Annotated in this window: 12 protein-coding genes; all 12 read left to right on the top strand. The window is 58.0% G+C overall.

Annotated elements, in window-relative coordinates; genetic code table 11:
* Positions 1–174: 174 nt before the first annotated feature.
* The 12 genes from IEU99_RS06810 (at position 175) to IEU99_RS06755 (ending at position 15647) form a co-directional block, all read left to right on the top strand.
* A complete protein-coding gene (locus tag IEU99_RS06810; RefSeq protein WP_128889969.1) occupies positions 175–2127 on the top strand; it encodes an acetolactate synthase large subunit in 1953 nt (650 codons plus the stop codon).
* A gap of 11 nt (positions 2128–2138) precedes the next feature.
* The gene (gene ilvN / locus IEU99_RS06805) at positions 2139–2660 is read left to right on the top strand and encodes an acetolactate synthase small subunit (RefSeq protein WP_123960351.1); all 522 of its coding nucleotides are present in this window, start codon (positions 2139–2141) and stop codon (positions 2658–2660) included.
* Between the two features lie 107 nt (positions 2661–2767).
* A complete protein-coding gene (gene ilvC, locus IEU99_RS06800) occupies positions 2768–3781 on the top strand; it encodes a ketol-acid reductoisomerase (protein WP_128889968.1) in 1014 nt (337 codons plus the stop codon).
* Positions 3782–3990: 209 nt separating this feature from the next.
* On the top strand, positions 3991–4878 hold the full coding sequence (locus IEU99_RS06795) for a cation diffusion facilitator family transporter (protein WP_128889967.1): 888 nt from the start codon (positions 3991–3993) through the stop codon (positions 4876–4878).
* Positions 4879–4888: 10 nt separating this feature from the next.
* Positions 4889–6679 carry a GmrSD restriction endonuclease domain-containing protein gene (locus tag IEU99_RS06790; RefSeq protein ID WP_128889966.1) on the top strand — a complete coding sequence of 597 codons (1791 nt, stop codon included), beginning with the start codon at positions 4889–4891 and terminating at the stop codon, positions 6677–6679.
* A gap of 68 nt (positions 6680–6747) precedes the next feature.
* A complete protein-coding gene (locus tag IEU99_RS06785; RefSeq protein ID WP_128889965.1) occupies positions 6748–8370 on the top strand; it encodes a hypothetical protein in 1623 nt (540 codons plus the stop codon).
* Between the two features lie 327 nt (positions 8371–8697).
* Complete coding sequence (gene serA, locus IEU99_RS06780; protein WP_229718418.1) at positions 8698–10290, top strand: phosphoglycerate dehydrogenase; 1593 nt, start codon at positions 8698–8700, stop codon at positions 10288–10290.
* 161 nt (positions 10291–10451) lie between these two features.
* Positions 10452–11000 carry an OsmC family protein gene (locus IEU99_RS06775; protein ID WP_128889963.1) on the top strand — a complete coding sequence of 183 codons (549 nt, stop codon included), beginning with the start codon at positions 10452–10454 and terminating at the stop codon, positions 10998–11000.
* Positions 11001–12032, top strand: coding sequence for an acyl-CoA dehydrogenase family protein (locus IEU99_RS06770; RefSeq protein ID WP_128889962.1), 1032 nt, complete (start codon positions 11001–11003; stop codon positions 12030–12032).
* A 52-nt stretch (positions 12033–12084) separates the two neighbouring features.
* Positions 12085–13098, top strand: coding sequence for a 3-isopropylmalate dehydrogenase (locus IEU99_RS06765; RefSeq protein WP_128889961.1), 1014 nt, complete (start codon positions 12085–12087; stop codon positions 13096–13098).
* A 41-nt stretch (positions 13099–13139) separates the two neighbouring features.
* Positions 13140–14993 (top strand): putative nucleotidyltransferase substrate binding domain-containing protein, encoded by a 1854-nt coding sequence (locus IEU99_RS06760; protein WP_128889960.1) that lies wholly within the window; start codon positions 13140–13142, stop codon positions 14991–14993.
* A gap of 3 nt (positions 14994–14996) precedes the next feature.
* Positions 14997–15647: a 3'-5' exonuclease gene (locus IEU99_RS06755; RefSeq protein WP_128889959.1), complete on the top strand. Its 651-nt coding sequence runs from the start codon at positions 14997–14999 to the stop codon at positions 15645–15647.
* Positions 15648–15669 lie beyond the last annotated feature (22 nt).

Here is a 15669-nt window from a genome sequence, read left to right as displayed (position 1 = left end):
GCAGGGGGAAGAATCTCTATGCCGGGGCGTGCTGTGTAAAATAACGCCCTGTGAACATCCTCCGACTTGTAGTAATTACCGAACGGCGCCTGCCGTAGCGGCCTACAAGTCGTAACGTCAGACGCCCTCGCCAGCAGTAGCTGAAGCGAGGGTTTTGTTGTATGACCCGGTGGGATGATTGCGAAGTTGCGGTACACCTCCGTAGCACTGAGATGGAAAAAGGAGCTTGAAGTCGTGGCAGCCCCAAACAAGCCCACAACACCTAGCCCGGCGATGCTCGCCGCGCGTCGAAAGGCCCAGCAACCACAGCGCATGACCGGTGCGCAAGCTGTAGTGCGATCACTTGAGGAACTCGGCACCGACACTGTGTTTGGTCTACCTGGTGGCGCAGTGCTTCCCCTGTACGACGCCCTCTACGAGGCCAAAGAACTCCGCCACGTGCTCGTGCGTCACGAGCAAGGCGCAGGGCATGCAGCCACCGGTTATGCACAAGTCACCGGCCGGGTTGGTGTGTGTATTGCCACCTCCGGCCCGGGTGCAACCAACTTGGTAACGCCCATCGCAGACGCCTACCTCGACTCAGTGCCCATGGTGGCAATCACCGGCCAGGTGGGCCGAAGCTTGCTTGGTTCTGATGCCTTCCAAGAAGCCGACGTTCGCGGTATCACCATGCCGGTGACCAAGCACAACTTCATGGTGACCTCGCCCGAGGAGATTCCGCAGGCCATCGCCGAGGCCTTCCACCTGGCAAGCACTGGGCGTCCTGGTCCGGTGCTGGTGGATATTCCTAAAGATATTCAGGCCATGGAGATGGATTTCCAATGGCCTCCGGTGATTGATCTGCCCGGTTATCGTCCGGTGCTTACCCCTCACAACCGCCCGATCGAACAGGCTGCCCGCATGATCTCCGAGGCAAAGCGCCCGGTGCTCTATATCGGCGGTGGTGTGGTGAAGGCCAACGCTTCTGAAGAGCTGCGCCAGTTGGCTGAATACTTGGGTATCCCCGTGGTCACCACCTTGATGGCGCTCGGTGCCTTCCCTGATTCCCACGAGCTGCACATGGGTATGCCCGGTATGCACGGCACGGTTCCTGCCGTGGCGTCGATGCAGCGTTCCGATCTGCTGATTGCCATCGGCGCTCGCTTTGATGATCGCGTCACCGGTGCTGTTGATAGCTTCGCTCCCGATGCCAAGGTGATTCACGCCGATATTGACCCGGCCGAAATTGGCAAGATTCGTAGCGCTGATGTGCCCATCGTCGGCGATGCCGCAGAGGTGCTTCGCGCGTTGCTTGAAACTTCGAAGCAACTCGCCTTGCCAAAGCCCCAGATCGCTCGTTGGCGCAATTACCTGGACAATCTCAAGGAGAAGTTCCCGCGCGGCTGGGACGAAAGCGATGACGGCATGCTCGAGCCGCAGGCCGTGATCCGCGCTATTGCCGAGCATGCTGATAGCGATGCCGTGTTCTGTGCAGGTGTTGGCCAGCACCAGATGTGGTGCGCGCAGTTCCTTGATTTTGAAAAGCCTCGGAAGTGGTTGAACTCTGGTGGTTTGGGCACCATGGGTTATTCGGTTCCTGCTGCCATGGGCGCGAAAGCTGGCGATCCCGACGCCGAGGTTTGGGCCATTGATGGCGATGGTTGCTTCCAGATGACTAATCAGGAGCTCACTACCTGCACCGTCGAGGGGTTCCCGATCAAGGTGGCCGTGATTAACAACGGCAACCTGGGCATGGTGCGTCAGTGGCAGACCCTGTTCTATGGCGGGCACTATTCCAATACCAAGCTGCGCGAGCAGGATCATTATCTGCCCGATTTCGTTGGTCTTGCCGAGGCCCAGGGCTGCGTGGCCATCCGCGTGACCAAGGAAGAAGAAATTGTCCCGGCGATTGAAAAGGCTCGTTCGATCAATGATCGCCCGGTGCTGATCGACTTCATCGTTGGTCAAGACGCGCAGGTGTGGCCGATGGTGGCTGCGGGTAATTCGAACTCAGAAATTGAGTATGCCCGTGATCTTCGCCCGCTTTTCGACGACGAAGACTCCGCTGCAGTTGAACTTTCCGAAATCGATGAGGCTGTCGATCAGGGCATCGAAGAAGCCCTCGAGCGCCGAGACGAGCAGGCCTAGGAGGATATGTAATGAGCAATACTGAAATTTCCAGGCACATCTTGAGTGTGCTGGTTAAAGACTCCGACGGCATTATCTCTCGCGTTGCCGCGATGTTTTCGCGCCGTGGTTTTAGCCTCGTTTCCATCGTCTCGGGCATTACCGAGCAAAAGGGCATCAATCGTCTGACCATCGTTGCCGACGCCGATGAGAACACCATTGAGCAGATCACCAAGCAGCTCAACAAGCTTGTGCCGGTGCTCAAGGTGGTGCGCTTGGATGAAGACACCACTGTGGCTCGCGGTTTGATGATGGTGAAGGTTTCCGCTGATGCCACGAATAGGCCGCAGGTTGTCGACGCCGCCAATATCTTCCGTGCCCGAGTCGTCGATGTGGCACCGGAGTCCGTGGTGATCGAGGCAACGGGTACCAAGGGCAAGCTCCGGGCATTGCTGGATGTGCTTGAGCCATTCGGTATCCGCGAGCTGATTTCTTCCGGTCAAATTGCGCTTTCGCGCGGTCCTAAGACCATGGCGCCGAGCGGAAATCGCTAACGCGGCCGTCGAAAAGCTTAAAAATCCCACAAAATGAGACAAATTAGCTTCCACCGTCCCACATTTTGATATACGATGAGTGTGGAAGCGATAGAAAGGTGATAGCAGTGGCTATTGAAATTTTGTACGACGCAGATGCTGATCTCTCCTTGATCCAAGGACGCAAGGTTGCCGTAGTGGGTTATGGCTCCCAGGGTCACGCGCATGCCATGTGTTTGCGTGATTCCGGCGTTGAGGTTGTTATCGGCCTGCGTGAGGGCTCGAAGTCTGCGGCAAAGGCCGAAGAGGCTGGCTTTAAGGTCATGAGCAACGCAGACGCCGCTGCATGGGCCGATGTGGTGATGATCCTCGCACCGGATACCTCCATCCCGAAGATCTACAACGAAGAAATTGCCCCTAACCTCAGCGAAGGCAACGCAATCTTCTTCGCTCACGGCCTGAATATTCACTTCGGCCTGATCGAGCCGGCCGACTACCTCACCGTGGCCATGGTGGCTCCGAAGGGCCCAGGCCACCTGGTGCGTCGTCAATTCGTCGACGGCAAGGGCGTGCCCTGCCTGATCGCCGTGGACCAAGATCCCACCGGCGAAGGCAAGGCACTGGCGCTGTCCTATGCAGCAGCCGTTGGTGGCGCCCGCGCTGGCGTGATCCCCACCTCCTTCCGCGAAGAGACCGAAACCGACCTCTTTGGTGAGCAGGCCGTGCTTTGCGGTGGCCTCGAGTACCTGATGATGGCCGGCTTCGAGGTGCTGACCGAAGCTGGTTATGCCCCCGAAATGGCCTACTTCGAGGTTCTGCACGAGATGAAGCTCATCGTCGACCTCGTGTGGGAAGGCGGATTGGCCAACATGAACTACTCCATCTCCGAGACCGCGGAGCTGGGTGGCTACGTTGCAGGCCCGCGCATTATCGACGAAGGCGCCAAGCAGCGCATGAAAGACGTGCTGGCTGATATCCAGTCCGGCAAGTTCGTTCAGGACATGGTCAAGGACGTTGAAAACGGCCAGCCTGAGCTCAAGCGCATGCGTGAAGAAGTGGCATCGCACCCGATTGAAAAGACCGGTGCCAAGCTGCGCGATCTGATGAGCTGGGTTAAGAACCCCATCACCGAGACTGCCTAAAAGCTCATTCGAAGCTTAAGCAGCAAGCCCCATACCTTCGGGTGTGGGGTTTTGTTTTGCTTAGTTGGGGTTGGGCAGGGTGGTGTGTCGGTGGGGTTGCATCGGGGGCACGCATGAGGGGCGAAAAAGGGGGCGCAAAAAGGGTTAGCCCGGAAGAAATGTTTTCAATAGTGTTTCAATAAGCTCCAACTTAGGTTAGACTTTCTCCCATGCATTCCCACGCTGAAAACCGCGGCACGCGCTCCTTGCTCATCGCCCTTTGCGTAACCGGCAGTATCTTCCTCGTCGAGCTCATCGGCGGTGCTCTTGCTGGCTCACTGGCCTTGATCTCTGATGCAATGCACATGCTTTCAGATTCCACGGGCCTCGTCGTAGCGCTCGTGGCCACCCTCATCGCTCGTAAGGCGGCCAGCGCCAAGGCCACCTACGGCTATAAGCGTCTGGAAGTGTTTGCCGCCATGCTCAACGCGGCCACGGTTGCAGGGGTGTCCATTTGGATCGTGCTCGAGGCGTTTCACCGCTTGAGCAATGGCGCTGATGTCGATGCGCGCACCACATTGCTCATCGGCACCATTGGTCTGGCGGCCAATATCATTAGCGCGCTGGTGCTACGTCGCGATCGCGAGCACAGCCTGAATATCCAGGGCGCCTATTTGCACGTCCTTGTCGATCTTTTCGGCTCCGTGGCCGTGATCATCGCTTCGGTATGCATGCTCGCATTCGGATGGACATGGGCAGATACCATCGCCTCGCTCGTGATCGCCGCCTTGATCCTGCCGCGCGCAATGCAACTGCTGTGGCATGCCATGAGCGTCTTACTTGAGCGCGTACCCGCCGAGGTTGATGTGCATGAGATCCGCACGAGCCTGGAATCCCTTCAACACGTCACCGCCGTGCATGATCTTCACGTCTGGAGCCTTGACGGCGCTGAGATTTTGGCCACCTGCCACCTGGTGGTGGAAGGGCCGGTAACAGGCGATTGCGACCTGCTCGACCGTGCTCAAGCTGCGCTCCAGCGTCATGGTGTGGGGCATTCCACGATCCAAATCGAAGTTTCGGGCCACGGTGCCCACGAGGAAGTTTGCCATCACAGCTAGACTCGACGCCATGGGTTTTAGTACTCCAAGTTACGACCTCATTGATATCTTCAACCGCATCGACCGAGGCGATCTGCAGCTTCCAGATTTCCAGCGCGACTACCGCTGGGACGTCGACCGCATTCGATCCTTATTGGTAACGGTGCTGCGAGGCTATCCAATCGGCACGCTCATGGCCCTGGATACGCGCAATGAGCCCATGCGATTTAGGCCTCGCGCAATCCAAGGTGCACCGGATACTGGTGTGGCTCCAGGCATGCTACTGCTCGATGGTCAGCAGCGCATCACCACCTTGTACCAGTGCCTTCGCGGCGATGGCCTTGTGGAATCAGTGGATCTACGCAACAAAAAAGCTAAACGACGCTTCTATGTGGACATCAACCGCGCAGTGGAAAGCGAAGTGATGCCCGATGAGGCTGTGATCTCCGTTGATGAGCACGGCCATGTTCGATCGCACTTCGCCGTTGGATTCCCAGAAACCATCACCGAAGACACCGCGATTGAAGCTGGACTCATCCCGGTGCACACATTGCTCACCGACCGCGGATCAGACATGCTCTTTGATCTCGCCGGACGCTCCGATGAAGGGCAACGAGAGCGCACCAAGCGCTTCCACAATGCCGTGCTGCGGCCACTGGTGCGCTACGCAGTGCCGATGACGCGCCTCGACCGCGAAACAGCCCAGGCCAGCATCGGATCCATCTTCGCCCAAGCCAATGCGCACGGGCTGCAAATGGACGTCTTCGAACTGCTCACCGCAGTGTTCGCCGCGGAGGATCCAGATTTCCGCCTCCAAGACGACTGGGCCTTAACTGAGTCGGTACTGCGCCGATACCCGGCGCTCGATGGGATCACCAAAACTGATTTCCTCAGCGCAGTGGCACTCTATGTCACCGCACTCCAAGGCCATGCCAGTGGCCAGCGTGAAGCGGTGCTGGCGCTATCGCTTAGTGAGTACCTGCCCGCGGCCACCAAGGTTCGCGCAGCCTTCCACGAGGCAGCGAACTATATGCAGCAGCGTTGCATGCTCACCACCTCCCAGGTTCCCTATACCCAGCAGCTCGTACCGCTGGCAGCGATCATTGCCGTGTTGGCCGAAGATTCACACGTCATGACGCAAAAAGAATCCTGGGATCGTCTCAATCGCTGGTTCTGGTGCGGTGTGTTCGGAGAACTCTACGGTTCGCCGGCGCTGACGATCCGCATGGGACAAGACGTTGATGAAGTCACCGCGTGGATCCGCGGGGAACGCGAAGCCGTGCCCTCCTCCATCAGCGGTGCACGCTTTGTGGAATCCCGCTTGTTGTCCGCAGGCCCCGACTCCGGACTTTATAAAGGTATCTACGCCCTGCTTGAGGGTCTGGGTGCTAGGGACTGGCGCACTGGATCCATCATCGATCAGCACACCGCTCCTGCAATGGGCGTGCATTTCCGTGCCATCTTCCCGCTGCGTTGGTGCGAAGAAAACGGCATCGACCCGGTCCTTGCGCACTCGGTGCTCAACCGCACGCCCATGGGGCGGCGCACCTACGTCATGGTGGAAGAAAGCTCCCCGGCGCGCTACCTCTACCGTGTGCAATCCAAGTCCTTGATGGATGATGAGGAATTCGATCAGGTCCTTGGAAGCCACCAGCTCGATCCTTATCTGCTCTTTAGCGCCAACGCCGAGGCCTTCTTTAACGATCGCCGCCGTAGGCTGCTTGCCATGATCGAAGACGCCATGGGCACCACGGCCGTCCATGACGTCGACGAGGCAGACTTAAGCGCAGGTGAAGAAGGCCCGCAGGCCTTCCATAGTTAAGGTGCTACTCTTGAAAACCCCACCGCAGTGTGGGGTTTTCTTTGCTTAACCCAAGGAGGCATAGTTCGGTGAAGGCGAAACTGGCAGTGGCGAGTGCGTTGACCATGCTGCTGAGTGCCTGCGTATTCGGAAGCGATGAGCCCACAACCTATGAGCAAGCCCTGGAAAATGCACGGGCGGAAAACCTCAGCCACCATGCCTCCACCGACTTCGAGCAAACCCCACAGGTCATCGGCGACCCCTACGGCGATGGGGTAGCAGCCTCCCAGAGATTTTTTAAAGATTCCAACACCTTGATCATCTCTGATGACGAGATCCACTCCCAACTCCGTGCCGCATCGCTGGCGGTGGTGAGCCACTCGCCGATGGTGACCATGCGGGAGAATAACCGCTCCACCGTGCTCAACGAGGTGGATCGCCTCCAAGCACGCTATGTGTTGCTGGTTGGAGACGTCAGTATTGCCACGACTCGAGGCGAAGTCATGGTGATCCAAGATCCAGGTACCGAAGAAGCCTTGGGGCACCTAACGGCCTTGAAGTTCAATCCGGTGCCAGTAAATAACCGCCGCGACGTCACCTCCGCCATCGCAGGGCTGGAAGCCGACGCCGCGATGCTGCTGGTGCCTGATTGGCCAAATGTTGGCGCTGCACCAGAGATTGCAAAAGCCAGCGAAGACGACGTCCCACACGGTTTCCCAGGACAATCAAAACGCGATGCTGATCAGACCCCACTGGTGATCGCCAGCCCGGAATCTTCCATCGCCGCGGCCGCAACCGCTCGGGCCTATGGCGCCGCCCTAGAAGTCTTGCCCTACCCAGACCCCCGCTTTGATGCTCAGACCGCACTGAGTGTCGCCGGATTAGCAGAAGAACCATTAATCGCCCTGGGTTCTCAATTTGGCGATGCAGAAACGCTGAGCCGGCGCATCGAAGAAGCCGAGCATATTCGCCACTGGCTGCCCAATGGCCGCGGCATCGTCTTTAGCCGGGAGCCGATCTACATTGAACCCGGTGGGGTAGATGAATACGAAGTCGATGCGAACACCGAAGCGGCGGCAGCAATTGCTGTTGGGGAGGGGCAAGCAAGCACACCAAGCAGCAGCGGTAAATGGATGCGCGCCTCAACACTGGTTGGGCAAGATTCTTTTAGAGCCAATCAGCAGCGCGTTCTCGAATGGGCCGAACGCCTCGAAGCAGCCGGTGAATTTGGAGTGCTGTTGTTCGAACCGGGCGATGAACTGCTCGTACAACAGGTCAATACCTTCAGCCAAGCGTTGAGCTTGCCCAATATCCACGTCGCCGTTGACGCCTCCAAGGTGGGCAAGGAACCGCTGGAAAGCGAGGAGCTCAACGCTGTGGCGAAGCTGCTTGCCACCATCGTCAAAGAAGAACAGTTGGCCCAAAAAGCGTTGATCGTAATCGCCGAGGATCAAGAACAAATCGGCCACCCGAAAGACCTCAATTTCCGCTTCCCACAAGTAGCCTTCACCCTCGCCGCTGATGTGCGAGGAGCGGGCACGCTAGCGCAAGCACAGCAACGCTACGAAGCCTTTAATATTCAAGCCCCGTGGCATGCAGCAATCCTTCGTGATGGCTCCTTTATCGGAGAAGAAGATGGGCAACACAGCGATTGGTTGCTTGAATCTGAGCAACTCAAACCAATACCTTGGCTTGCCCTCATGGGGTATTAGCCCACCCCATAACTTCGCTGTACAGCGGTGTTTGAGTCGATCGCGCCGGGTCGGTGGCACCACTGGGTCCTTCGCTTGGGTGGCACGGACGGGGCGGTCTGGCGCTGCGAGGCGTGACCCGCGTTTGGGGGTGAGGCGTGGTTGTAGGCAGACGATCGGCGTGCGCAAATGGGGGGAGTGTCAAGCCGATGGGTGTCTCAGTCGCGGGCCGATGGCGTTATGCTTGTCGCGTCGCACGCCACATTTGGGAAGGCGTGGTCCTTTGGCGCGGTGGCGCGGTCGTGTCGCCACGGCAAAGCAGCATTTTGCATTTCAGGAGCAATATTCGTGAGCAACACCCGTCCGGTCGTCCTCATTGCCGATAAACTCGCCCAGTCCACCGTGGACGCGTTGGGAGATTCCGTAGAAGTACGTTGGGTTGATGGCCCAAACCGCCCCGAGTTACTCAAGGCCGTCGTTGACGCCGATGCACTGCTGGTGCGTTCTGCTACCACCGTTGATAAGGAAGTGCTCGACGCCGCCAAGAACCTCAAGATTGTTGGTCGCGCAGGCGTTGGCCTCGATAACGTGGATATTGCCGCTGCAACCGAACGCGGTGTGATGGTGGCAAACGCCCCCACCTCTAATATTCACTCTGCTTGTGAGCACGCTATTTCTTTGCTCTTGTCCACCGCACGCCAAATCCCGGCGGCAGATAAGACCCTGCGTGATGCCCAGTGGAAGCGCTCTTCTTTCTCCGGTGTGGAGATCTTTGGCAAGACCATCGGCATCGTGGGCTTTGGCCACATCGGCCAGCTTTTCGCCCAGCGCCTCGCGGCCTTTGAAACCACCATCATTGCCTATGATCCTTACGCCAACCCGGCTCGTGCGGCACAGTTGGGTGTGCAGTTGGTAGAGCTTGAAGAGCTCATGCAGCGCTCCGATTTTGTGACCATTCACCTGCCCAAGACCAAAGAGACTGCCGGCATGTTCGACGCCGAGCTGCTGGCAAAGGCCAAGCAGGGCCAGATCATCATCAATGCTGCACGTGGTGGATTGGTCAACGAGCAGGCGCTTGCCGACGCCATCCGTGCGGGCAAGATCCGTGGTGCAGGCTTCGATGTGTTTGAAACCGAACCGTGCACCGATTCTCCTCTGTTCGAGCTCGACGAGGTCGTTGTGACTCCGCACCTGGGTGCTTCCACTGTGGAGGCTCAAGACCGTGCAGGCACCGATGTGGCTGATTCGGTGCTCAAGGCCCTGGCCGGCGATTTCGTGCCCGATGCGGTCAATGTTGCTGGTAACCAGGTGGGTGAAGAAGTTTCGATGTGGCTCGATCTTGCACGCAAGCTCGGCTTGGTGGCCAGCCGCCTGCTGGATCAGGCTCCGGTGTCTCTGGAAGTAGAAGCCCGCGGCGAGCTTTCCAGCGAGAACGTCGACGTGCTTGGTCTTGCAGCGCTTCGCGGTCTGTTCTCCGGCATCGTCGAGGAGCCGGTGACCTTTGTGAATGCTCCGCGAATTGCAGAAGAGCGTGGGGTAGAGGTGGAGGTTTCCACCCACAGCGAATCCAAGACGCACCGCTCGGTGCTTGAGGTGCGCGCAGTGGCCGCCGATGGCACGAGCGCCTCGGTCATTGGTGCACTGACCGGTCTTACTGGCGTGGAGAAGATCGTCAGGATCAACGCTCGAGGCCTGGATCTTCGCGCTTGCGGCTACAACCTCTTCTTCCAGTACAGCGATGCTCCCGGTGCGCTGGGCAAGGTTGGCACCAAGCTCGGTGGCAATGGCATCAACATTGATGCGGCCGCTTTGTCCCAGGATGCCGAAGGTGGCGGAGCTACCTTGATCCTGCGTGTTGATCGCGCTGTGGAGGAAGATCTGCTCAACGAGATCGCCGCTGAGATCGACGCCGAGTGCTTCGCGGTTGATTTTGATGCTTAAATTGCGCTTCTAGCCCGAGGTCTTGGGCTTCTTGCGTGACTGGAACAACGTCGCCTTTGGGCGGCGTTTTCTTTTGTATGAATAAAATAGACCGCTCGGTATGGCAAAAATAGACGGAACCCTTTAGTATGGTCTAGACCGACCAATTGAAAGGAACATGAATGTCTGATCTCACCCCGAACCACAAGCCCGGCGAAGCACTCGAACCGATCGATGCTGAGCGTCTTGCCTCCCTGGCTCAGAAGAACCAGGAAAACCCCGCAGGTGGCAAAAAGCAGATTAAGACCCACACCGAGGCAGACGGCCAGTTCCGCAACTACACCCAGATCCGCGATCTGGAGCCCGTGCTTGTCGCTGAGCCTCCGCAGCTTCTTGGTGATAACAGCGCTGGCAACCCCACCGAAGTTGCTCAGGCTGCTCTAGCTTCTTGCATCTCCGTTGGCATCCAGGCCATCGCTACCCACCGTGGCGTCACCCTGACCAAGATTGCTATTGATATCGAGTCCGATATCGACATCTCTGCTGTATGGGGCGTTGGTGACCTTGACGATGACAAGCGCACCGGTGTCTCCGACGTTCGAGTCAAGATCGAGCTCGAAGGCGATGCAGACCGCGAGACCCTGGACAAGATCCAGCGCGACGCCGTGAAGTGGTCCCCTGTGGTCAACACCTACACCCGTCCAGCAAACCTCACCTCCGAGCTGGTCTAAATGAGCGCCTTACCCCGAGATATTGCCGAGACGATCGCCAATAACGCCCAGGCTGTAGATAAGGGCGAGCTCGGCGCAGATTACATCATTGGCCTGCTTGCACAGCAGGATCTGCTTGGTCTAGGCGTTCCGCGTGGCGGGCAATTGCTTGAGCCCATCCGTTTGATCCGCGAGATTGCCACCTTGGATCTGTCTGCGGCTTTTAGCCTCTGGGCTCACAGCATGGTGATTGAGTATCTCAACCTCGCAGGCGGGGAGTACGCCCAGGAAGTGCTCCCGGGCCTCAAGCGCGGCGAGCGCCCCGGCGTGACCGGCATGGCCTCGGTATTCAAAGAGGCAGCCGGCTGTGGTGAGGTTGAACTTGAAGCTGAGCCTGCCGAGGGTGGCTTCGTGGTCAGCGGAACCCTGCGTTGGGCATCGAACCTCAAGCCTGAGTCGCTGGTCATTACCGGCGCCAAGCTCGAAGGCAAGCCCGTGGTCTTCGCTGTTGATGCCGATGCCGAAGGCGTGAGCCTTGGCACCCCCTTCGGACTGCTTGGCCTGAATGCTACGGCTTCGACCTCTTTGCAATTTGACCAGGTCTTTGTGCCGGAACGTCAGATCCTTTCCAGTGATCTTGCAAGCTTTGCAAAGGGCATTCGCCCCACCTTCGTGCTCCTGCAAACTTCCGAGTGCCTTGGCGTTGCCCAGTCTGCCGCCGAGCAGGCATCGAAGCGCCTTGAAGGCGTGAATGCGGTCTTTGCTGCTGAGGTAGAGCAGGTCCAGGCTGATATTGCAGAGCTGATTCGTGTGCAAGAAGCACTCGCCGAGAAGGATGCCCCTCAGCCTGTAAAGCTGCTTGAGCTTCGTCTGGCTGCTGCGCAGGCTGCCGTGAACGCTACCCAGCTTGAGGTTCGTGTTGCTGGTGGCGCAGGTTATGCCCAGCATTCCCCAGCTTCTCGACGTTTCCGCGAGGCGGCCTTCCTGCCCGTGCAATCGCCGAGCGAGGCTCAATTGAAGTGGGAGCTCGATCAGGCCAAACAGGCCGCCTAGGCTGTGTTAGACTGCCGGTAAGTTCACCTAGTGGGAATTGGAGTTCCATAGAATGAAACTGGCAGTGATTGGCGGCGACGGTATCGGGCCAGAAGTAACCAATGAAGCACTCAAGGTGCTTCGTGCGCTTCGCGATGACGTCGAGGTCACGGAATTCGACCTCGGCGCCCAACGCTATCTGCGCAATGGCGAAATTCTTCCCGATGCCGACTTGGAAGCATTGTGCGAACACGATGCCATCTTGCTTGGAGCCATCGGCGCTCCAGGTGAGGTACCTCCGGGAGTGCTCGAACGAGGCCTCCTCCTCAAGATGCGCTTTGCGCTGGATCACCACGTCAATCTTCGGCCTTCAAAGCTCTATCCTTCTTCTCAATCTCCTCTGGCGCATCCAGGAGAGATCGACTTTGTCGTCGTGCGCGAGGGAACCGAGGGGCTGTACTGCGGAAACGGTGGCACCCTGCGTGAAAACACCCCGCACGAAGTAGCGTCCGAAGTTTCTCAAAACACCCGCTACGGCGTGGAACGCGTAGTGCGTGATGCTTTTGCCCGCGCCCAAGCGCGCCGCAAGCATCTGACTTTGGTGCATAAGACCAACGTGCTGGTCAATGCTGGCGGTTTGTGGAAGCGCACCGTCGATGACGTTGCCAAGGAATTTCCCGAGGTAACGGTGGATTATCACCACATCGACGCAGCAACCATCTACATGGTCACTGACCCTTCGCGCTACGACGTGATTGTCACCGACAACCTCTTTGGCGATATCCTCACCGACCTCGCCGGTGCCATCACCGGCGGCATCGGGCTTGCAGCCTCCGGCAACATTGACGCCACCGGCACCCACCCTTCGATGTTCGAACCGGTTCACGGTTCGGCACCCGATATTGCAGGCCAAGGCATCGCTGACCCGACTGCGGCAATTTTGAGCGTGGCACTGATGCTTCGTCACCTCGGTGATGAAGAAAACGCCCGCAAGATCGAAGAGGCAGTCGCCGCCGATGTGCAAGATCGCGGAGAAATCCGTACCACAGAGGTAGGCGATCGCATCGCCGCTGCAGTTTCTTCTTAAAAATCAAGACATATGGCATGGCTCACTATTAAAATGAGCCCATGTCAGTGGAACTGCAAGAGGTACATAACTTCCTCGCCGAACACGCCCCCTTTGCGCAACTGAGCCACTCCTTGCTCGCGCCACTCCCTCAGGCTTGCACCATGCGGTATATCCGCGCCGGTGAAACGGTGGTGGCCTTCGATAGCCCGAACGATTTCTGCTTCATTATCCGTTCAGGTGCAGTCGATGTCCTCGATGAACAAGGCGTATTGCTTGATCGACGCGACGCGGGGCGTTGTTTTGGCTACTCCACCATCCTGGGAGAAAACCGCTCCCGCTATCAGATGGTGGCGGTAGAAGATTCCCTCTTGCTCCTGCTGCCTCGTCAAGACTTCCTTCATGTGGCACAGCAAGACGCAGCATTTGAGCGCTTCTTTTCTAGCCAATCCAAACGCATGAGCGCGGCTGCACAGCACTTGCGCTCTGATTCCTCCTCGGAGCTGCTGCGAACGCCTCTAGAAAAATTTATGATTCGCGACGCAGCCACCGTGGGACAAGTCAGCATTCGCGAAGCCGCCCAAGTCATGACGAGCCGCAATGTTTCGTCGCTGCTCATTACCCAAGACGGCCGGGTGCGCGGCATCGTGACAGACCGTGACCTGCGCAGCAAGGTCGTTGCCCAGGCCCGCGATCCCCACGAGTCGATTGAGCGCATTGCCACGCATGAACCGGTCACAGCCCAAGCTGAAACAACCGCCCTTGAAGCCATGCTCACTATGACTGAACTGGGCATTCACCATTTGCCGGTGGTAGATGCGCAACAGCAACTCATTGGCATCGTCTCTGCCGCCGATATCATGCGGCTGCTTCGAAACGACCCAATGTATATCACCGCAGATATCTCATCGAGGCAAACTCCTGAAGAGCTTGCACAGGCCTACAGCATGGCCCATGACGTCGCGCTGCGCTTTATCGAGCGTGGCGCTGGCGCAGAGGCCGTCAGTGGCGTGCTGACGTTGGCTGCCGATGGCATTGCTCGCAGGCTGTGCACCCTAGCGGAGGAAGAACTTGGGCCACCGCCGGTGCCTTATGCCTTTGTGGTGGCAGGCTCCCAGGCACGAAAGGGCATGGGGCTTGCATCGGACCAAGACAATTGCCTGGTGCTTAGCAATGAGTACCAACCCGAGCACAATGAATACTTTGAAGCTCTTTCTCAACGGGTATGCACTGGGCTCGATGCAGCAGGCCAGGTGCTCTGCCCCGGCGATATGATGGCCACCAACCCGCAATGGCGTATGACGCAGCGAGAATGGGTAGATACATTCCAGCACTGGATCACAGCACCCGAACCAGATGCCTTGCTGCATGCCCAGACATTCTTTGACTTCCGCGCGATTCATGGTGCAAGGGAATTGGCCCAAGAGGTGCACACAGAGGCGATTGCGATGGCGCAAACGTCGAAACGCTTACACGCCCATCTGGCAACCTTGGCCGCGCGCCGTGAACCACCCCTGGGGTTCTTCCGTGGCTTTGTGGTCGAGCGAAGCGGGGAGCATGTGCATCAGCTCGATCTGAAAAAGGGCGGTATCTATGCCGTTACCCAACTCGCGCGCCTGTTTGCCGTCGCCGGTGGCATCGATCAGATTGGTACGCGACAGCGCCTGCAGCAAGCAGGCCAAGTCGGCAGCGTGTCGGAGCGCGGCGCACAAGACCTGATCGACGCCTTTGAATTTTTAAGCACCATCGCCCTGAGGCACCAGGCCGCGCAGATCAGGGCAGGGGAGCGGCCGGACTATCACGTGGACCCGAATGCGTTGAAGAAGCTGGATCGAGAGCACCTGCGTGATGCCTTCCAGATCATTAAAAACATGCAAAATGCCCTGAGTACTAAGTATCCGATCCGGAATATCTAAGCCATGTTTGGATTGTTTCAATCAAAAGCCAAGCCCACCGGGGCACTCGCGCAGATGCCTGCCTGGCCAGCACCTGCGACCCCCTTGGATGAACTCAATCTACTGGCAGTAGATATTGAAACCACTGGTTTTGACGCCAAGCGCGACCACCTCATCTCCATTGGGTGGGTGCCGATCAATGGTGGAGAAATCCAGCTTTCGGGCGCCGGTTATACGGTGGTGAAATCAGAACACACGGTGGGGGATTCGGCAACGATCCACCAGCTCACCGATGCCATGGTGGCCAAGGGTGTGGAGCAACAAACCGCGTTGGAGTTGTTCTTAGAAGCCCTGGAATCGCGGGTGTTATTAGCGCACTTTGCCAGCTTGGAAACGTCCTTTTTGGATGTGCTGTGCCAGCAGTATTTCAATGCGCCCCTGCGTGCCCCGGTCGTAGATACCTTTGCATTAGAGCGTCGGCACATGGAACGCATGGGGACGTATCCCCGTGGTGAGGATCTCCGCCTGGCGCGTGTGCGTGAGCGCTATGGGCTTCCTTGGTATGGCAACCACAATGCCTTAAGCGATGCCCTTGCCTGTGCCGAGTTGTATTTGGCATTGAGGGTGCACACGAAAGCGAATACTTTGAAAGCTTTGCAGAATTCCCAACCTTGAGGCCACCCCTCGTAGTAGGATG

The organism is Corynebacterium pelargi (assembly GCF_014635485.1).
In the GTDB taxonomy this organism is placed as follows: domain Bacteria; phylum Actinomycetota; class Actinomycetes; order Mycobacteriales; family Mycobacteriaceae; genus Corynebacterium; species Corynebacterium pelargi.
Note: the sequence above shows the minus strand (reverse complement) of the source record. Positions and strands in the feature narration are given on the sequence as shown.

Coding starts and splice junctions, on each gene's coding strand:
- IEU99_RS06810 (WP_128889969.1), top strand. CDS start 175: ATGATTGCGAAGTTGCGGTACACCTCCGTAGCACTGAGATGGAAAAAG.
- ilvN (WP_123960351.1), top strand. CDS start 2,139: ATGAGCAATACTGAAATTTCCAGGCACATCTTGAGTGTGCTGGTTAAA.
- IEU99_RS06795 (WP_128889967.1), top strand. CDS start 3,991: ATGCATTCCCACGCTGAAAACCGCGGCACGCGCTCCTTGCTCATCGCC.
- IEU99_RS06790 (WP_128889966.1), top strand. CDS start 4,889: ATGGGTTTTAGTACTCCAAGTTACGACCTCATTGATATCTTCAACCGC.
- IEU99_RS06775 (WP_128889963.1), top strand. CDS start 10,452: ATGTCTGATCTCACCCCGAACCACAAGCCCGGCGAAGCACTCGAACCG.
- IEU99_RS06770 (WP_128889962.1), top strand. CDS start 11,001: ATGAGCGCCTTACCCCGAGATATTGCCGAGACGATCGCCAATAACGCC.
- IEU99_RS06765 (WP_128889961.1), top strand. CDS start 12,085: ATGAAACTGGCAGTGATTGGCGGCGACGGTATCGGGCCAGAAGTAACC.
- IEU99_RS06760 (WP_128889960.1), top strand. CDS start 13,140: ATGTCAGTGGAACTGCAAGAGGTACATAACTTCCTCGCCGAACACGCC.
- IEU99_RS06755 (WP_128889959.1), top strand. CDS start 14,997: ATGTTTGGATTGTTTCAATCAAAAGCCAAGCCCACCGGGGCACTCGCG.